This is a genomic window from Pseudomonas sp. RA_15y_Pfl1_P11 (genome assembly GCF_963970975.1).
Taxonomy (GTDB): domain Bacteria; phylum Pseudomonadota; class Gammaproteobacteria; order Pseudomonadales; family Pseudomonadaceae; genus Aquipseudomonas; species Aquipseudomonas tritici.
In genome coordinates, this window is the sequence record NZ_CAXAOY010000025.1 from 37,803 (window position 1) to 56,011 (window position 18,209).

The 18,209-nt window shown below is 60.6% G+C and carries 16 protein-coding genes and 4 tRNA genes; 3 read left to right on the forward strand and 17 right to left on the reverse strand.

What is annotated here, in order from left to right; translation table 11 throughout:
* Positions 1–56 precede the first annotated feature (56 nt).
* The 3 genes from pcp to AACY44_RS25065 are packed head-to-tail and all read right to left on the reverse strand — an operon-like array spanning position 57 to position 2,357.
* Positions 57–686 (reverse strand): pyroglutamyl-peptidase I, encoded by a 630-nt coding sequence (gene pcp, locus AACY44_RS25055; protein ID WP_339420618.1) that lies wholly within the window; start codon positions 684–686, stop codon positions 57–59.
* A gap of 7 nt (positions 687–693) precedes the next feature.
* Complete coding sequence (locus AACY44_RS25060) at positions 694–1,644, reverse strand: DUF979 domain-containing protein (RefSeq protein WP_339420617.1); 951 nt, start codon at positions 1,642–1,644, stop codon at positions 694–696.
* A complete protein-coding gene (locus AACY44_RS25065; RefSeq protein WP_339420616.1) occupies positions 1,641–2,357 on the reverse strand; it encodes a DUF969 domain-containing protein in 717 nt (238 codons plus the stop codon). Before AACY44_RS25065 ends, AACY44_RS25060 begins: the two co-directional genes overlap by 4 nt.
* Before the next feature lie 338 nt (positions 2,358–2,695).
* Between AACY44_RS25065 and AACY44_RS25070 the strand changes: the two genes are divergently transcribed.
* Positions 2,696–3,241 carry a hypothetical protein gene (locus tag AACY44_RS25070; RefSeq protein ID WP_339531274.1) on the forward strand — a complete coding sequence of 182 codons (546 nt, stop codon included), beginning with the start codon at positions 2,696–2,698 and terminating at the stop codon, positions 3,239–3,241.
* A gap of 9 nt (positions 3,242–3,250) precedes the next feature.
* Positions 3,251–3,436 (forward strand): hypothetical protein, encoded by a 186-nt coding sequence (locus tag AACY44_RS25075; RefSeq protein WP_339437348.1) that lies wholly within the window; start codon positions 3,251–3,253, stop codon positions 3,434–3,436.
* Positions 3,437–4,061: 625 nt separating this feature from the next.
* Here AACY44_RS25075 and AACY44_RS25080 read toward each other — a convergent pair.
* A tRNA-Val gene (locus AACY44_RS25080) sits at positions 4,062–4,138 on the reverse strand.
* Positions 4,139–4,322: 184 nt separating this feature from the next.
* On the opposite strand from AACY44_RS25080, the gene AACY44_RS25085 reads away from it, so the two are divergent.
* A complete protein-coding gene (locus AACY44_RS25085) occupies positions 4,323–5,606 on the forward strand; it encodes an NAD(P)/FAD-dependent oxidoreductase (protein ID WP_339531276.1) in 1,284 nt (427 codons plus the stop codon).
* 219 nt (positions 5,607–5,825) lie between these two features.
* Here AACY44_RS25085 and AACY44_RS25090 read toward each other — a convergent pair.
* The 13 genes from AACY44_RS25090 to AACY44_RS25150 form a co-directional block, all read right to left on the reverse strand.
* A tRNA-Asp gene (locus AACY44_RS25090) sits at positions 5,826–5,902 on the reverse strand.
* A gap of 105 nt (positions 5,903–6,007) precedes the next feature.
* Positions 6,008–6,084 (reverse strand) — tRNA-Asp (locus tag AACY44_RS25095).
* Positions 6,085–6,139: 55 nt separating this feature from the next.
* Positions 6,140–6,215 (reverse strand) — tRNA-Val (locus tag AACY44_RS25100).
* Positions 6,216–6,377: 162 nt separating this feature from the next.
* Positions 6,378–7,142 carry an SDR family oxidoreductase gene (locus AACY44_RS25105; protein WP_339420613.1) on the reverse strand — a complete coding sequence of 255 codons (765 nt, stop codon included), beginning with the start codon at positions 7,140–7,142 and terminating at the stop codon, positions 6,378–6,380.
* A gap of 11 nt (positions 7,143–7,153) precedes the next feature.
* Positions 7,154–8,365 (reverse strand): O-succinylhomoserine sulfhydrylase, encoded by a 1,212-nt coding sequence (locus AACY44_RS25110; protein ID WP_339531278.1) that lies wholly within the window; start codon positions 8,363–8,365, stop codon positions 7,154–7,156.
* A 65-nt stretch (positions 8,366–8,430) separates the two neighbouring features.
* A complete protein-coding gene (gene purF, locus AACY44_RS25115; RefSeq protein WP_339420611.1) occupies positions 8,431–9,936 on the reverse strand; it encodes an amidophosphoribosyltransferase in 1,506 nt (501 codons plus the stop codon).
* A 41-nt stretch (positions 9,937–9,977) separates the two neighbouring features.
* Positions 9,978–10,535: a CvpA family protein gene (locus tag AACY44_RS25120; RefSeq protein WP_003192538.1), complete on the reverse strand. Its 558-nt coding sequence runs from the start codon at positions 10,533–10,535 to the stop codon at positions 9,978–9,980.
* Between the two features lie 257 nt (positions 10,536–10,792).
* Positions 10,793–11,455, reverse strand: coding sequence for an SPOR domain-containing protein (locus tag AACY44_RS25125; RefSeq protein WP_339420610.1), 663 nt, complete (start codon positions 11,453–11,455; stop codon positions 10,793–10,795).
* A complete protein-coding gene (folC, locus tag AACY44_RS25130) occupies positions 11,439–12,746 on the reverse strand; it encodes a bifunctional tetrahydrofolate synthase/dihydrofolate synthase (RefSeq protein ID WP_339437351.1) in 1,308 nt (435 codons plus the stop codon). The genes AACY44_RS25125 and folC overlap by 17 nt, the downstream gene beginning before the upstream one ends.
* Entirely contained in the window at positions 12,743–13,663 is a 921-nt protein-coding gene (gene accD, locus AACY44_RS25135; protein ID WP_339420608.1) for an acetyl-CoA carboxylase, carboxyltransferase subunit beta, read from the reverse strand. Before accD ends, folC begins: the two co-directional genes overlap by 4 nt.
* 244 nt (positions 13,664–13,907) lie before the next feature.
* Positions 13,908–14,540 carry a phosphoribosylanthranilate isomerase gene (locus AACY44_RS25140; protein ID WP_339439314.1) on the reverse strand — a complete coding sequence of 211 codons (633 nt, stop codon included), beginning with the start codon at positions 14,538–14,540 and terminating at the stop codon, positions 13,908–13,910.
* Between the two features lie 63 nt (positions 14,541–14,603).
* Positions 14,604–15,428: a tRNA pseudouridine(38-40) synthase TruA gene (truA, locus tag AACY44_RS25145; protein ID WP_065874106.1), complete on the reverse strand. Its 825-nt coding sequence runs from the start codon at positions 15,426–15,428 to the stop codon at positions 14,604–14,606.
* Positions 15,429–15,569: 141 nt separating this feature from the next.
* A complete protein-coding gene (locus AACY44_RS25150) occupies positions 15,570–18,116 on the reverse strand; it encodes a FimV/HubP family polar landmark protein (protein ID WP_339531281.1) in 2,547 nt (848 codons plus the stop codon).
* Between the last annotated feature and the right edge of the window lie 93 nt (positions 18,117–18,209).

Genomic DNA, 18,209 nt, shown 5'->3' on the forward strand with positions numbered 1-18,209 from the left:
ACCGTGGAATGGGTGTCCCTGAACTGTAGTTGAAGGTTGGCGCTCACGCCCAGCCCTCAACTGACCTGACCGCCCACTTCGACGATATCCATCGAAGTTTGCCATGCCGCAGACACCGCGATGCGCAACCCCTCGACCAGGGTCGACAGCACCATCGGCGGCTGGCATGCCCCGTAAACATCAGGCACATGGATAAAGCCACTGCGCACGCCGGATCCCGCCAACTGGTGTTGCAGCCGATAGAACACCTGATTGCACACAAAGGTGCCTGCTGTTTGCGATACCGATGCCGCAATTCCGGCTTTGCCCACAGCCTTGACCATCGCCTTGATCGGCAGCGTCGTGAAGTAGGCTGCCGGGCCTCCAGCCACGACTGCCGTATCGATAGGCTGCTCGCCCAGATTATCGGGGATGCGTGCATCGTTGATGTTGATCGCCACCCGCTCCATCGAGATAGTGCTACGCCCCGGCCCCAGGCCGGTGGCGATCACCATCGCCGGGTGCAGCTCATCGATCAACTGGGTCAGGCACTCGCCAGCGGTCGCAAAGGCGCACGGCAGCCGACGCGCGACGATCTGAACATCGCTTCCCAGCAGCACGCCATCCAGTTGGCGCACAGCTTCCCAGGAAGGATTCACCGGGTCTTGATCAAAGGGCTCGAAGCCCGTCAGCAGTACAGTTTGCATATCGACCTCACATCAACAGGTAAAGCAGTACGATATTGACCACCAGCATCATCAGCGCGGTCGGCAATTGGGCCTTGATCACCGCGTTCTTGTCCGGCAGCTCCAGTAACGCAGCCGGCACAATATTGAAGTTGGCGGCCATGGGCGTCATCAAGGTCCCGCAGTAGCCGGAGAACATGCCGATCGCTGCCATCACCGCCGGGTTACCGCCGTAGATTCCCACCAGTACCGGCACGCCGACGCCGCCAGTCATCACCGGGAAAGCCGCGAAGCCGTTCCCCATGATCACTGTAAACAAGGCCATGCCCAACACGTAGACCATCACCGCCACCAACTTGAAATCCAGGTTGATATAGGTGGTAGTGACATGCGCTACAGCCGTGCCGACCCCAGCTTCGTTGAACAGCAAGCCGAGCATCGCCAGCATTTGCGGCAGCACCATGGCCCAGCCCAGGGCTTCTGTGAGGCGGCGGGATTCGCGCAAGGCTTGTACCGGCGTATCGCGGGTCAGCCAGCAGGCAAGGCCGAGGGCGATCAGGCAGCCGATGCCGAGGGAGACGAAAGTGGTGTTTTTCGGGTCCAACAGCGGTGTGCCGCCGATTTCGGTATGTTTGAGCAACACCGAGCCGATCACCGTGGTCAGGGGGATGGCCAACGCAGGGATAAACAGTTTGTGACCCAGCCGACCGGCACTGGCACGCGAAGCCTTTTCATGCAACTCAGCATGCTTGCCACGTCCGACGCCGCCCATGCCGGCGATCAACGCCATGACCACGATGCCGACACCGATAACCACCGACGGCAAGCGTTCACCGATCAGGAACGGAATGGCGAACAACAGCCAGAACAACGCACTGGACCAGCGCTTGGGATGGGTTCTGTCCATCACGATCATGCCCGCCGTGATCAACAGCAGCACCCCGGCCAGCCAGTAGAGGTATTGAATGGAAATGATCATTGCGCGGCCTCCACGGGGGTGGCGGCAGACGTCATCTCACGGGTGAGCCTTCGGTCAAACCGATGCAGACGGATCGCATGGATAATAAACGCGCAGATCGCCGTAGGAATGCCCCACACCGCGATGTGCAGAGGTTCCACATCAATCCCTGAGCCGAGCAGGAAGGTGTGCATCAATGCGATGGCGCCAAAGGCGACAAAGATGTCTTCACCAAAAAAAAGCCCGACGTTGTCTGTCGCGGCGCACATGGCCAACACCTTGTGACGCAATTTGTCTGGCAGCTTGCCGTAGCGTTTTTCCGCCGCACCCTCGGCCATTGGCGCCAGTAACGGGCGCACCATCTGCGGGTGCCCGCCCAGACTGGTCAAGCCCATGGCGGCCGTGGATTCGCGCACAAACAGGTAAATGATCAACAAGCGCCCGACCGTGGCGCGCTCGAACCGTGCAATCCAGTTCTGCGCATGCAGGCGCAGCCCATGGCGCTCCAATAGGCCGATGACCGCCAGGGGCAACAACAGAATCAACTGCAGAGCTCGGGTCTGAAGGAAACCATCGCCCATGGTGGCAAGGATTTTTTCCAGTGGGAAATGGGCGGCAAAACCGGTGGCGATAGCGGCGGCGGTGACCACCAGCAGAGGGTTGATGCGCAAGACAAAGCCAACCACGATCACAAGTACGCCGATCAACGGCCATAAGTTCACAACAGTTTGCATGGCGGAGAGGTCCTTTAGTGCGCGCTGCGGCGCCATTACAGCAGGATGTGAACAAAGGGTTCACAGCAAGAAGTGGCGTGCAGTCGGCTCGGTTTTTATTGTTGACCCGGAAGGTCGAGCGTCAGTGGCGGCAACTTTGCTGGCTGGGGCGGGAGGTGTCCAACAAGAAAAATTGTTGCTGCAAACCAATAAATTTTGTGGGTGATTGAGTCGCGCGTACGTAGCAAGGTGTGGACAGACCGGGAAGGATTCGCGCATCTTAGCGCCGCCCGTTTATCAGCCGTGTGCTGGCAACCCGCGCACGCTTCACTCAATACTGCTGTGGATATGGACATTCAATGAAAGCCCAAAAAATCCTGATCGCCCTCTCCTGCGCCGTTGCTTTATCCATGCTGGGTGGCTGCGCCGCCAAGGTAAAAAGCGGTGGTAGCGCCGCGCTGACCCTCTCGGATTCCGCCAAACACAACCTCGTGGTGAGCATCAAGGGCGAAGGCCCGGTCGAGCAAAATCCGGACTGGAACCTACTCAAGCGCGACTGGAACAACGCGATCCAGGTAGAAGCCCGCCAGGCCGGTTTCAATGTCACGGAAAGCCCTGCTGTAGCGCCGAGTGATGAGGAAGGTGTCGCCATCAGCATCAACGTGAGCAAGTTCCGCTACATCGAGCCGGGCTCGCGGTATGTCGCCGGGGTGTTGGTCGGTAACGCCTGGGTCTTCTCCCGCGCCGACTACTCCGACCTGAAATCCGGCGCACCGATTGGTTCGCGCACCTACGACACCTCATCGTCCGCCTGGGAAGGCATTGCCTCGGCCATGACGCAGAAGCAGGTGCAGGCGATTGCCAAGCAGATGATCAGCGATATCAAGAGTGCCAAGGCGAAGTAAGCCGTCCTTGTGAGCGAATTTTTCGAGCTGACCTGGAAGCTGATCGACCTGGTGCTCAGATATCTAGATATCGCAAGCGACCGCACCCCGCCACGGCGAAAACGCGTGTTCTCATTCGGATTCGTAATGTTTTTACTGTTGGTCGCGGTGGTTGAACTGGTGGTGCTGCAGGCATTTCTTGGAGGGAACGGCTGAGGCTGTCGCTTCGGTTTCCAGCGGCGCGACTGACCTCAAAAACCCTGTTTATAGTGGCGGGACACTTGCGGGGTTCAACATGCAAAAAGCCCAGCGATTAGCTGGGCCTGCATTGAAACACCTACGCTGCAGGTGACTCAGAGGCTGGCGAAACCACCTTGAGTGTGAGCTTTGGATCAGCCACCTCCACCCAGCCCTTCTTCAAAGACTCATCCGCCACAATTTTACGCATCAAAAAGCAGTAGATGATTGGCAAACCGGCACTTAGGATTGCCATCCAAGGCGGGCCTGCGATAAAACTCAGCCCTATGACGACCATCCAGATAAACAAATGCCGCCAGAGTCCGGCCAAGCGGAGATCAGGGAAACCCAGAAACTATATCGCCAGAACCTGAAACGAATCGACGTCTTCAATCTGGTCACTGCCTGGACGTTTGAAGTAGCGGGCCACTGCACTGCCCTTTTGGGTTTAACCCAGCGAATCCAGCACTGTAAGCCCGGGACGAACAAGGCTGCGCGAGACGGGAGCTCGGTGTATAGAGCACGCCGAAATGCGACACAAAAACAAAAAAGGGCCCACCTTTCGGTGAGCCCTTCTAGACCGCCCAGCAGAGCGGATTTTGTTTGGTAGGCGCGATTGGACTCGAACCAACGACCCCCACCATGTCAAGGTGGTGCTCTAACCAACTGAGCTACGTGCCTGCTGTGAGGCGGCATTCTACGGAATTCCGGAGGGGTGTCAACATCTTTTTTGCAGCTAACCCTATGAATATGCGAATTTTTTATTGGCGTGGAGCCCACGCGTGAATTTCGGGTGGCTGGCAGGCAATTTTCAACTCAGGTAGGATCAGCGCACTCGTAAAAAATATAAAACAGAGGTTCCAGGATGGCGAACACCCCCTACCCCCAGTCGTATTACGCCGCTTCCGCGAATACCGTTCCACCTCGCCCGGCACTGCAAGGCGAGGTCGAAACCGACGTGTGCGTGATTGGCGCCGGCTATACCGGTCTTTCCAGCGCGCTGTTTCTGCTGGAGAACGGTTTTCGCGTGACAGTACTGGAAGCCGCCAAGGTGGGGTTTGGCGCCTCGGGCCGAAACGGCGGGCAGATCGTTAACAGCTACAGCCGTGATATCGACGTGATCGAGCGCAGCGTCGGGCCGCAGCAGGCGCAGTTGCTGGGGCAGATGGCGTTTGAGGGCGGCAGGATCATTCGTGAACGCGTCGCCAAGTATCAGATCCAGTGCGACCTGAAGGACGGCGGGGTATTCGCCGCACTTAACAGCAAGCACATGGGCCACCTGGAGTCGCAAAAGCGCCTGTGGGAACGCTACGGCCACACGCAGCTTGAGTTACTGGACGAACGCCGCATCCGCGAAGTGGTGGCCTGTGACAACTACGTCGGCGGTTTGCTGGACATGAGTGGCGGGCACATCCACCCGCTCAACCTGGCCTTGGGCGAAGCAGCAGCGGTTGAATCGCTGGGCGGAACGATCTACGAGCAATCGGCAGCAGTGCGCATCGAGCGCGGCGCCAACCCAGTGGTGCACACCGCCGAGGGTAAGGTCAGGGCCAAGTTCATCATCGTCGCGGGCAATGCCTACCTGGGCAACCTGGTACCGGAACTGGCCGCCAAATCAATGCCGTGTGGCACGCAAGTAATCACCACGGCGCCGCTGGGCGATGAGTTGGCGAAGACGTTGCTGCCGCAGGATTACTGCGTCGAAGACTGTAACTATCTGCTCGACTACTACCGCCTCACCAGCGACAAGCGCCTGATCTTCGGCGGTGGCGTGGTGTATGGCGCACGCGACCCGGCAAACATCGAGGCAATCATCCGTCCGAAGATGCTCAAGGCCTTTCCGCAGCTCAAAGACGTGAAAATCGACTACGCCTGGACCGGCAATTTCCTGCTGACCTTGTCGCGCTTGCCGCAAGTCGGTCGGCTGGGTGACAACATTTACTACTCGCAAGGCTGCAGCGGCCATGGCGTGACGTACACGCACCTGGCGGGCAAGGTACTGACGGAGGCGCTGAGAGGCCAGGCAGAGCGTTTTGATGCGTTTGCGGACCTGCCGCACTACCCGTTCCCGGGTGGGCAACTGCTGCGCACGCCGTTTGCGGCGCTTGGCGCCTGGTATTACGGGCTGCGCGACAAGTTGGGCTTCTAACGCTATCCAACTGTGTGCGGGCTTGCTCGTGAATGCGGTGGTTCAGTCACGGGAAATATTGACTGAAGAACCGCCTTCGCTAGAAAGCCCGCTTCCCACATAAGCCAAATCCCAGACACAAAAAACCCCGGTCTTTCGACCAGGGTCTTTGCTATCGGATCAAAGTAGCCAAAGGCTTTCTTTGTGCTTCAAGGCGTTCAGTGGGCCTTGAAGCAGATATGGCGCAGCGGACGGGACTCGAACCCGCGACCCCCGGCGTGACAGGCCGGTATTCTAACCGACTGAACTACCGCTGCGTATCGCTTGACCAGTTGAACGTAAACCCTCAACTGTCTTTAAACATCTGATCGATCAGCCTTGGCTGTTCAATCTCAAGCCTGATAGATCAAGCTTGGAAAATATGGCGCAGCGGACGGGACTCGAACCCGCGACCCCCGGCGTGACAGGCCGGTATTCTAACCGACTGAACTACCGCTGCGCGTCGGTGCAACCTTTAACGTTGCGTCTTGCCCTGGAGCAAAACTCTCAAGAAGTGGTGGGTGATGACGGGATCGAACCGCCGACCCTCTGCTTGTAAGGCAGATGCTCTCCCAGCTGAGCTAATCACCCTTTGCTTCGTTGAGGCCGCGAAATTTACGCAGGTAGCGGACCTAAGTCAATAGCAGGATTGAGTTTTTTTCAAAAACAGCTGTAAGTTGCAAGCTTCAAGCTGCAAGTTAAAAGCTACCGAAAACCGGCTTTCACTTACAGCTTGAAGCTTGCAGCTGCCCCTCACTGCTCATAGACCATCTTCTTGCTCATGCCACCGTCCACCACAAACTCTTGCCCGGTGACAAACCCCGCTTGGCGCGAGAGCAACCACGCCACCATCGCCGCCACGTCCTCGACCGTACCCACCCTGCCCGCCGGATGCTGGGCGTGATCGGTATCACTCAGCGGCTCGGCGCGACGGGCTGCGGGATCACGCGCATCGATCCAGCCAGGGCTGACCGCATTGACCCGCACTTCCGGCCCAAGGCTCATGGCCAAGGCGTGAGTCAGCGCCAGCAGGCCACCCTTGCTCGCCGCATAGGCTTCGGTGTCCGGCTCCGACTGGCGAGCCCGCGTCGACGCCAGGTTGACGATGGCACCGCCATGGGCACGAAGATACGGCGCACAGTGCTTGGCCAATAACATCGGCCCACTGAGATTCACAGCCAGCACCCGATTCCAGTAAGCCAGATCCAGGCTTTCCAGGGTAATGTTGCGCGGGTCGGCGACCGCCGCATTGCACACCAGCGCGTCCAGGCGCCCGAACTGCCCGAGCACTTCGGCGACGCCCTGGGCCACTTGCTTCTCGTCGGCCACGTCCATGGTGATAAACCAGGCGTTTTCGCCCAGCACCTTGGACACCCTGGAACCGCGCTCGCGGTCCAGGTCGGTCAACACGACTTGCCAGCCTTCGCTGATCAGCCACGCGGCAATCCCGAGGCCAATGCCCCGCGCCGCGCCTGTCACCAGCGCGACACGCCCGTTACTGGCTGCCGCCGTATCCATGGACCACTCGATCACAAGGCCGCCAGCCCGCGAGCCAGGTCAGCCTGCAAGTCGGCAACGTCTTCCAGGCCCACCGCAACGCGGATCAGGCTGTCACGGATACCCGCCGCCTCGCGCTCCTGTGGCGCCAGGCGCCCGTGGGAGGTGGTGCTCGGGTGAGTAATGGTGGTCTTGCTGTCACCCAGGTTGGCAGTGATGGAGATCAGGCGAGTGGCATCGATAAAGCGCCAGGCGCCGTCTTTGCCGCCCTTCACTTCGAAGCTCACCACGGCACCGAAACCACGCTGCTGGCGCTGGGCTAACGCGTGTTGCGGGTGGCTCTTGAGACCGGCGTAGTGCACTTTCTCGATACCGTCCTGTTGCTCCAGCCACTCGGCCAGGGCCTGGGCGTTGGCGCAATGGGCCTTCATGCGCAGGCTGAGGGTTTCCAGACCTTTGAGGAAGATCCAGGCATTGAACGGGCTCAAGGTCGGGCCAGCGGTGCGCAGGAAGCCGACGACCTCTTTCATCTGCTCACTGCGACCGGCGACCACACCGCCCATGCAACGACCCTGGCCGTCGATGAACTTGGTGGCCGAGTGCACAACAATGTCCGCGCCCAGCTTCAACGGCTGCTGCAGCGCCGGGGTGCAGAAGCAATTGTCGACCACCAGCATCGCGCCCTTGCCGTGAGCGACTTCGGCCAACGCGGCGATATCCACCAGCTCAGCCAAAGGGTTGGATGGCGACTCGACGAATAGCAACTTGGTGTTGGCTTTGATCGCAACGTCCCAGCCGGACAGGTCCGCCAGGGGCACGTAGTCCACTTCAATGCCAAAGCGCTTGAAGTACTTTTCGAACAGGCTGATGGTCGACCCAAACACGCTACGCGACACCAGCACATGGTCGCCGGCGCTGCACAGGCTCATCACCACCGCCAGGGTTGCCGCCATGCCGGTAGCGGTGGCCACCGCTTGCTCAGCACCTTCAAGCGCGGCGATACGTTCCTCGAACGCGCGCACGGTCGGGTTGGTGTAACGCGAATAGACGTTACCCGGCACTTCGCCAGCAAAGCGCGCAGCGGCGTCGGCCGCCGTGCGGAACACGTAGCTGGACGTGAAAAACATCGGATCACCGTGCTCACCTTCCGGCGTGCGGTGTTGGCCGGCGCGCACAGCCAGGGTATCGAAAGCTACGCCATCGAGGTCGCTGTCCAACCGACCGGCATCCCATTCCTGACTCATGCTGCCACTCCTTACTCAATTCTTTATTTAAGATACAAAACCGGCCCCTCAGGGCCGGTTGTCACTCAGTTGTTGTACAGGTCGATGATCGCGCTGACCGCCTGGGTCTTGATCTTCGACGAGTCATTACGCGCCTGCTCGATCTTGTTCAGGTAGGCATCGTCGACATCCCCGGTCACGTACTTGCCGTCGAACACGGCGCAGTCGAACTGGTCGATCTTGATCTTGCCACCGCCGACCGCTTCGATCAGGTCCGGGAGGTCCTGGTAGATCAGCCAATCCGCGCCGATCAGGTCGGCAACATCCTGGGTCGAACGGTTGTGGGCGATCAGTTCATGGGCGCTCGGCATATCGATACCGTACACGTTCGGGTAACGCACGGCAGGCGCGGCAGAACAGAAGTACACGTTCTTAGCACCGGCTTCGCGGGCCATCTGGATGATCTGCTTGCAGGTGGTGCCACGCACGATGGAGTCATCCACCAGCATCACGTTCTTGCCGCGGAACTCCAGCTCGATCGCGTTGAGCTTCTGGCGAACCGACTTCTTGCGCGCCGCCTGGCCCGGCATGATGAAGGTACGGCCGATGTAGCGGTTTTTCACGAAGCCTTCGCGAAACTTGACACCCAGGTGGTTGGCCAATTCCAGCGCAGCGGTACGGCTAGTGTCCGGAATCGGGATTACCACGTCGATGTCATGCTCAGGACGCTCGCGCAGGATCTTCTCAGCCAGCTTCTCGCCCATGCGCAGGCGTGCCTTGTACACCGAAACGCCGTCGATGATCGAATCCGGACGCGCCAGGTAGACGTGTTCGAAGATGCACGGGGTGAGTTTCGGCGCCACGGCGCACTGGCGGGTGTGCAGCTTGCCGTCTTCGGTGATGTACACCGCTTCGCCCGGCGCAAGGTCGCGAATCAAGGTGAAGCCCAGCACGTCCAGGGACACGCTTTCGGAAGCGATCATGTACTCGACGCCTTCGTCGGTGTGGCGCTGGCCGAACACGATCGGGCGGATGCCGTGCGGGTCGCGGAAGCCAACGATGCCATAACCTGTGATCATGGCGACAACGGCGTAACCACCGACGCAACGGTTGTGCACGTCAGTCACGGCAGCGAACACATCCTCTTCGGTCGGCTGCAGCTTGCCGCGCTGGGCCAGCTCGTGGGCGAACACGTTGAGCAGCACTTCCGAGTCAGAGTTAGTGTTGACGTGGCGCAGGTCAGATTCGTAAATCTCCTTGGCCAGCTGTTCAACGTTGGTCAGGTTACCGTTGTGCGCCAGCGTGATGCCGTAAGGCGAGTTGACGTAAAACGGCTGAGCTTCGGCCGACGTCGAGCTGCCGGCAGTCGGGTAACGCACATGGCCAATGCCCATGTGCCCGACCAGGCGCTGCATGTGACGCTGGTGGAACACGTCACGCACCAGGCCATTGTCCTTGCGCAGGAATAACCGGCCGTCGTGGCTGGTCACAATACCGGCAGCGTCCTGGCCGCGGTGCTGGAGGACGGTTAGCGCGTCATACAGCGCCTGATTGACGTTCGACTTACCGACGATACCGACGATGCCACACATGCGACGCAACCCCTACTTAATGAATCTTGACTGAACCCAGCTTACTGAGGCGTTTTGGCCGGTAAGAGGTGTTCCTTGAACGGAAGATCAGCGGGTACGCTGATTCCGCTGGCCAGCCACTGACTGCTCCACCCCAAAATGAGGTTCTTGGACCAATCTGCAACCAATAGAAATTTTGGCACGAGTACCGACTCCTGCCACCACGAATCCTGCTGTACCGGCCCCAGGCTCAACAGCCCGACTGCCACGACCACCAGCAACGCACCACGCGCAGCGCCAAAGGCCATGCCGAGAAATCGATCGGTCCCGGAGAGGCCGGTGACACGTATCAACTCGCCAATAAGATAATTGACCATTGCCCCCACCAGCAGCGTGGCGATGAACATGATGGCGCAGCCCGCGATGACACGGGCCGAAGGTGTCTCGATGTATCCAGCCAGGTAGACCGACAATGAACCGCCGAACATCCAGGCTACGACTCCTGCGATGATCCAGGTCAGCAACGACAGTGCTTCTTTTACGAAGCCGCGGCTTAGACTGATCAAAGCGGAGATGGCGACAATTGCAACAATCGCCCAATCAACCCAGGTAAATGGCACAGTGCAGCCTACGGACAGATGAGGCGGCGCATTTTAGCAGAGCGCTGGGCTGTCGGTAAGCTGTGATTGCGGCTGCTTTGCAAATCAATAGTTTGTGGCGAGCCAACGTGATTTCAAGCCAACCACAAAACGAATGCGGGAGCTGACTTGCCTTCGATGGGGCCGGCACATTCAACATCACTGTTGATTGATCCGGCGTCATCGCCGGCAAGCCAGCTCCCACGTTTGGCTTGCATCCCTACCAAGTGCTGGTGGTATCAGCCGCGCTCAGGCTGGAAGCGAGTCACAAAACCCTTGAGGTTCTGCTGGCGATCCAGCAAGTCCCGCAGGCGATCCGCTTCGGCACGCTCGATCAACGGCCCGACAAACACGCGGTTCTTGCCGTCGGCGCTACGGATATAGGCGTTATACCCCTGGCTACGCAGCTTCTTTTGCAAGGCGTCGGCGCCCTCGCGACTGCCCAGGCTGGCCACTTGAATCGACCAACTGATCGGCAAGCCATTCGGATCGATACGACTCTGGCCCACATCCGGCTTGCCCGGTGCGGCGGGCTGCGGTGCTACCGGCTTGGGCGCAGGTGCAGGCGCGACGGGCTTAGCAGCGGCGACCGGCGCAGCGGGTGCCGGCTTGACCACTGGCACGCTTGGCTGCACCGGCATCGACGGTGCTTGCTGCGCAGCCACTTCATCATCCGTCGGCACAGGCTCCTCTTCCGGCAAGGCCTGGGGCTCAGGCACGACCACAGGCTCGACCTGAACCTGCGGCACCGCCGGGGCTTGTGGCGCGGCCGGAGCCTCAACCACGACCTGGCGCTCTTCGTCCTGACGAGAAAACAGCATCGGCAGGAAAATCACCGCCAGCGCTACCAGAACCAAGGCTCCGACCATTCGCTGCTTGTACGCGCTATCCAGTAATGCCATGTGCAGCTTCCTCCGTGGAGCGCCGGGCTAACCACTCAAGCGCCTCGGCAACGCAATAAAATGACCCGAACAATAGAATTTCATCGTCGGGCGTAGCAACGGCGCACTGCGCTTCAAGGGCCTCGGTGACGCTTGTATACGACGCCACAGGTGCACCAAGGTTCTGCAACGCCAGTTCCAGCTCAGCAGCCGGGCGACTACGCGAAGTATCCAGCGGCGCCACAGCCCAGGCCTGGACACTGCCCAACAAGGGCGCGACCACGCCATCCAGGTCCTTGTCCGCCAGCAGACCGAATACGGCAAGGCGACGACCGACCGACGGCGTGCGTGAAAGGCGCTGAGCCAGGTACTCGGCCGCATGGGGGTTGTGCCCCACATCCAACAGCAAGTTCAGGCGCTTGCCCTGCCATTCGAACGCACGACGATCCAGACGCCCTACCACGCGAGTCGCCAGCAATGTGGCAGCAATCTGCTCGGCATTCCACGGCAGATCCAGCAGCAGATAGGCTTGCAGCGCGAGCGCGGCGTTTTCCAATGGCAGGTTCAATAGCGGCAGGTCACGCAGTTCCACCGCCTGGCCACGGGCATCGAGCCCACGCCATTGCCAGTGCTGCTCAACGATCTCAAGATTGAATTCGCGGCCGCGCAGGAAGAACGGGCAACCCAGCTCGCGCACCCTGTCCAGCAAGGTGTGCGGCGGATTTAGGTCACCACACAGCGCAGGCTTGCCCTGGCGGAAGATACCGGCTTTTTCATAAGCCACGGACTCACGGGTGTTACCCAGATAGTCGGCGTGGTCCACGCCAATGCTGGTGACCAGCGCAAGGTCGGCATCCACCACGTTGACCGTGTCCAGACGCCCGCCCAGACCGACTTCCAGCACCACCACATCCAGTTGCGCACGCTCAAACAGCCAGAACGCCGCCAGGGTGCCCATCTCGAAATAAGTCAGGGAAATCTCGCCTCGGCCCGCATCGAGTGCGGCGAAGGCTTCGCAGAGTTGCGTATCAGTGGCTTCGACGCCATTGAGTTGCACCCGCTCGTTGTAACGCAGCAGGTGCGGGGAATTGTAGACGCCGACTTTCAGCCCTTGGGCCTGGAGCAGCGCCGCGACAAAGGCACAGGTAGAGCCTTTGCCGTTGGTGCCGGTTACCGTGATCACGCGCGGCGCCGGACGACCCAACCCGAGGCGGGCCGCTACCTGTTGCGAACGCTCCAGGCCCATGTCGATGGCGGAAGGATGCAACTGCTCAAGGTAGGCAAGCCATTCGCCCAGGGTGCGCTGGGTCATAGGTTTGCAGGCACCGGCGGCACCACAATCGGCTCGACTTTAGGCGCGACGTAGACAGGCGTCGGCAGGCCCATCATTTGCGCCAGCAGGTTGCCCAGGCGCGGGCGCAGCTCACTGCGCGGGATAATCAGGTCGATAGCACCGTGCTCCAGCAGGAACTCGCTGCGCTGGAAACCTTCGGGCAGCTTTTCGCGTACGGTCTGCTCGATCACGCGCGGGCCGGCAAAGCCGATCAGGGCCTTTGGCTCGCCGACGATCACATCACCCAGCATTGCCAGGCTGGCGGAAACACCGCCGTAGACCGGGTCAGTGAGCACGGAGATGAACGGGATGCCTTCTTCGCGAAGACGCGCCAGTACCGCGGAGGTCTTGGCCATTTGCATCAGGGAAATCAGGGCTTCTTGCATACGAGCCCCACCGGAGGCGGCGAAGCAGATCATCGGGCAACGGTTTTCCAGGGCATAGTTGGCCGCGCGGACAAAGCGCTCACCGACGATGGCCCCCATGGACCCCCCCATGAAGGAGAATTCAAACGCCGACGCCACAACTGGCATGCCGAGCAATTTGCCGCTGACGGAAATCAGCGCGTCTTTCTCGCCGGTCTGCTTCTGCGCACCGACCAAGCGGTCCTTGTACTTCTTGCTGTCACGGAACTTGAGACGGTCAACCGGCTCCAGGTCAGCGCCCAGCTCGTTGCGGCCGTCAGCATCCAGGAAAATGTCGATGCGGGCGCGCGCGCCAATACGCATGTGGTGGTTGCACTTGGGGCAAACGTCCAGGGTCTTTTCAAGCTCGGGGCGATACAGCACCGCGTCACAGGATGGGCACTTGTGCCACAGACCTTCAGGAACCGAGCTTTTCTTCACCTCGGAACGCATGATCGAAGGGATCAGTTTGTCTACTAACCAGTTGCTCATGCTTTCTTTCTCCAGTACCGGTGGCTTGAACACAGCCCCGCGTATGCCCTTGAGCTAAATTCATATGTGGCGATGACACATACTGGACGGGGTCAGACGTTCGACCGGCCATTTCCTGCATGCACCCTCAGCCTTCCAGACAACCTGCCAGCGCAGGGTTGCCACTTCATTTCCGGGCCACCCTGAGGCGGCGCCGGGCTGTTTTACACAGTGGTAGTTATGGACGGCGGCAGACTGCCAGCCGTCACATCCCACCACCGCTGTTGCGCACGGCCCGCATGAATGCGCGAATCTTGCTGTGGTCCTTGATGCCCTTGCCCTGCTCTACCCCACCACTGACATCCACGGCATACGGCCGAACCTGTTCGATCGCGGCCGCGATATTCGCAGGGTTGAGCCCGCCAGCCAGGATGATCGGCTTGCTCAAACCTTCGGGAATCAGCGACCAATCAAACGCTTCGCCGGTGCCGCCGGGCACGCCTTCGACGTAGGTGTCGAGCAGAATCCCGCGAGCGCCACCATAGGCGGCACACGCCGCCGCGATGTCATCCCCGGCCTTGACGCGCAACGCCTTGATATACGGGCGCTGATAGCTTTCACATTCTTCCGCCGTTTCGTCGCCATGGAACTGCAGCATGTCCAACGGTACGGCATCCAGGGTTTCGTTGAGCTCACACCGGCTGGCGTTGACGAACAGACCCACGGTGGTCACGAACGGCGGCAATGCGGCAATGATCGCCCGCGCCTGCAACACACTCACCGCCCGCGGGCTCTTGGCGTAAAACACGAAACCGATGGCATCCGCGCCCGCCTCGACCGCCGCCAGCGCGTCTTCTATGCGGGTAATCCCGCAAATCTTGCTGCGAACGGCTGACATGTCGTGAAAACCTCGGGGTTGGAACCAGAAAGTCCCGGATGGTAACAAAAGCTTTTCCGGGCGTCAGCCGCCAAGTTCGCTGAAACCTGTGAGGAAGTGTGGCCCGATGAAACGTTCCGGCAATTCGAACTCGTCGCGGTACTCCACATCCACCAGGTACAGGCCGAACGGATGTGCCGTGACCCCGCCCGTGCGGCGAATGCGGCTTTCCAGTACTTCCTTGGCCCACTCCACCGGGCGCTCGCCCGTGCCGATAGTCATCAGCACCCCGGCAATGTTTCGAACCATATGGTGCAGGAAGGCCCCGGCGCGAATATCCAGCACAATCATCTTGCCGTGACGGGTCACCCGCAAGTGGTGGACCTCCTTGATCGGCGACTTGGCCTGGCACTGGCCGGCACGAAAGGCGCTGAAATCATGCACGCCCACCAGGTGCTGCGCCGCTTCGGCCATGCGTTCGGCATCCAGCGGGCGGTGGTTCCAGGTAATTTCTTCGTTGAGGTGCGCCGGGCGGATCTGATCGTTGTAGATCACGTAGCGATAACGCCGGGCGATCGCCTTGAAGCGTGCATGAAAGTGCGCCGGCATCACCTTGGCCCAGCTGACACTGACGTCATGGGGCAGATTGATATTGGCGCCCATCACCCACGCTTTCATTGACCGTTCAGCCTGGGTGTCGAAGTGCACTACCTGGCCGCAGGCGTGCACGCCGGCGTCGGTGCGCCCGGCGCACATCAGCGATACCGGCGAATCGGCGACTTTGGACAGGGCCTTTTCCAGGGTTTCCTGCACCGTCAGCACACCGGAGGCCTGGCGCTGCCAGCCGCGATAGCGCGAGCCTTTGTATTCCACGCCAAGGGCGATGCGGTAAAAGCCTGCGGCCGCCATTTCGGCGGCCGCGTTATCTATATTTGCCAAGAACTGAGAGCCTGATGAGTTGCGCAGAGGGGGTCATTATGCCGGTTTGTGTGGGAGCCCACAAAAGCAAAACGGCGCCCCGAAGGGCGCCGCTGCTTTAACAGTCGACGATCACGCCAGCCGGTCAAGCATTTCCTTAGCCTCGCCGCGCTGGGTCTCATCTCCTTCAGTCAGCACTTCGGAGAGGATGTCCCGCGCGCCGTCCGCATCGCCCATGTCGATATAGGCTTGGGCCAGGTCAAGCTTGGTGGCCACCTCATCCGTGCCGGAGAGGAAGTCGAATTCCGGCTCATCATCCCCCAGCGCCGCGTCTTCCGCAGTAAAGGACGGCTCGATGGACGGATGTTCCAGGCTCTGGGACAGGCGGTCCAGTTCGGCATTGACGTCATCCAGCTCCGACGCAAAAGCATTAGGCTTGGCGCTTGCTTGCGGCTCGTCGGCCAGGGACAGGTCGAAATCTTCCGGCAGATCGAAATCGTCCAGCGCCGCAGGGGTCAGGGTCGGCGGTTCGACAGCAGGCACGTCCTTCATCTGCTCGTCCAGGCCCGAGAGGAAGTCGTCATCGGATTGCGCCGAAGCCGGTGCATCAGGTTGCAGGTCCAGGTCGAAGTCCGACAGATCATCAGGAGCGGCCTTGGCTTCAGTCTGCTGCTGCAGGAGCGACTCGAATGTCTGCTGATCGTCCTTGACCTCAGCCGGGGATGCCGCTTCCAGATCGTCCAGGCTCAAATCGAAATCGGTGTCGAAGGTCTCTGGCGCAGGCTCAGCCGGCTTGTCTTCGAGCAAATCCTTGACGTATTGAGCGTCCAGCGCGGCGGCGGCAACCGCAGCGCTGACGCCCGCCGCCAAAACGGCCATGGCCGGGAAGCGGCTTTTGAGCTGCTCGACCTGGGCGTGGTTTTCACCATTGGCTACCAGTTGACGCTCTTGGGTGACGAAGCCGTCCTTGTCGCTTTGCAGGCCGTAGACTTCCATCAGCTTCAAACGCAGGTCGCTGCGCTTGGGCTCATGCTTAATTGCCTGCTCCAGCACATCGGCGGCCTGGTTCAGGTGGCCGCGGTCGATATGGGATTGGGCCTGGGCCAGTGAATCGCTGGAGTTTTCCGGGGCCACAGCAACAGCCAGCGGCGCAAGTACAGAGGCAACGGTCGGCACAACAACTGCCGGCTCAACGGCTGGGGCCGCTGCTGGAGCGGCGGCCAACTTGACGCTTGGCGGCGGCACTTCGAGGCCTTCGAAACTGTCCGGCGGCAGGTCGTGGTCGATGTTGGAGGCGAACTCCGGCTCTTCAGCCAGGGCCCGCGCCATGCGCAGGTGCTTTTCCTCTTCGCGGCGAGCATTTCGATGGCGCGCCCACAACAGCAGGAGCGACAGCACCAACAAAATAGCCGCACCGCCGAGCAAGCCGAGCAAGGCGGGGCTAGTCAGCAGGTCGTTGAATTTGCCCTCGGTGGTGGCAGGCGCTGCATCAGCTTCGACCGGTTCAGCCGCTGGCACAGGCGCTGCTGTCGCTGCATCGGGCACTGAAGGGGCAGCAGCCGGCTCACCCGCCAACTGAGCGGGCATTGCTGCAGTGGCCGGAGCGACCGGAGCCCCCTTTTCAGCCTGTAAACGGGCAAGCTGATCGTTTTTCAGTTGAATCAGTTTTTGCAGCTTGTCCAACTGGCTTTGCAGGTCGGCCGCGCGGCTTTTCAGCTCTTCGTTGTCGCGACGAGTGGTGTCCAGTTGCTCCTGGGTCATTGCCAGTTTGTCGCTCAGAACCGCGCTGTCGCCAGCCTTGCCTTTGGCGCCCTTCTTGGCCGCCTCGGCCGAAACCAGGCTCAAGTTGTCCTTAGCGTTGGTAGTCGCTGGCGCGTTGCCAGCTTGGGCGCGCTTGGTGGCGTCCAGTTGCTGCTTACCCGCCGCAGGGTTGGTGGCGACGCGCCGACCCTGGCGCCAGGCGTTATTCTGCGCGCGGACTTCGGCTATCGCCTGGGGTTGCGGCAGCGCGGTGCTTTCTACGGTATCTGGCAGGCGCAGGACCTGGCCGGTTTTCAGGAGGTTGATATTGCCGTCGATAAACGCGCCCGGGTTGAGCGCCTGGATCGCCAGCATCGTCTGCTGGACCGAGCCGCCATTGCGATTCTTCGCGGCAATTTCCCACAAGGTGTCGCGGGAGGTGGTGGTGTACTGCGCCGGCTTGCTCACGGCTGGCGCGGTGCTGGCCGGCGCCGCCACACGCGAGGCAGGTGCGGCGGCCGTCGGTGCCCGCTGGTCGAATTTGGCCGGGTCGAGCAATACGCTGTAATCGCGCATCAGACGGCCATTGGGCCATTGCACCTGCAGCAGGAAGCGTACGTAGGATTCCGGCAGCGGCTTGCTTGAGGTGACACGCACCACGCTGCGGCCATTGGGATTGACCACCGGGGTAAAAGTCAGGTCATTGAGGAACGCCTGGCGATCGACACCCGCGTCCACAAACGCCTGAGATGAGGCCAGGCTCGGCGTGATCTCGGAAGCCGTGAGGCCACCGACATCGAGCAATTCGATCTCCACCGCCAACGGCTGGTTCAACTTCGACTTGAGGGTCATCTCCCCCAGCTGCAGCGCCTGCGCCATACCGGAGGACAGCGCCGAGGCGGCCGCTATTGCTAACACCAGTTTGCGAACTTGAACCATAGCCTCATCCTTTGTTTGAACACTCCCCGGCCTGCGAGAAGGTTGGTAACCGCTGCCATAAGGCATGGCGAGCCGATAGGTTACCGACGCGCT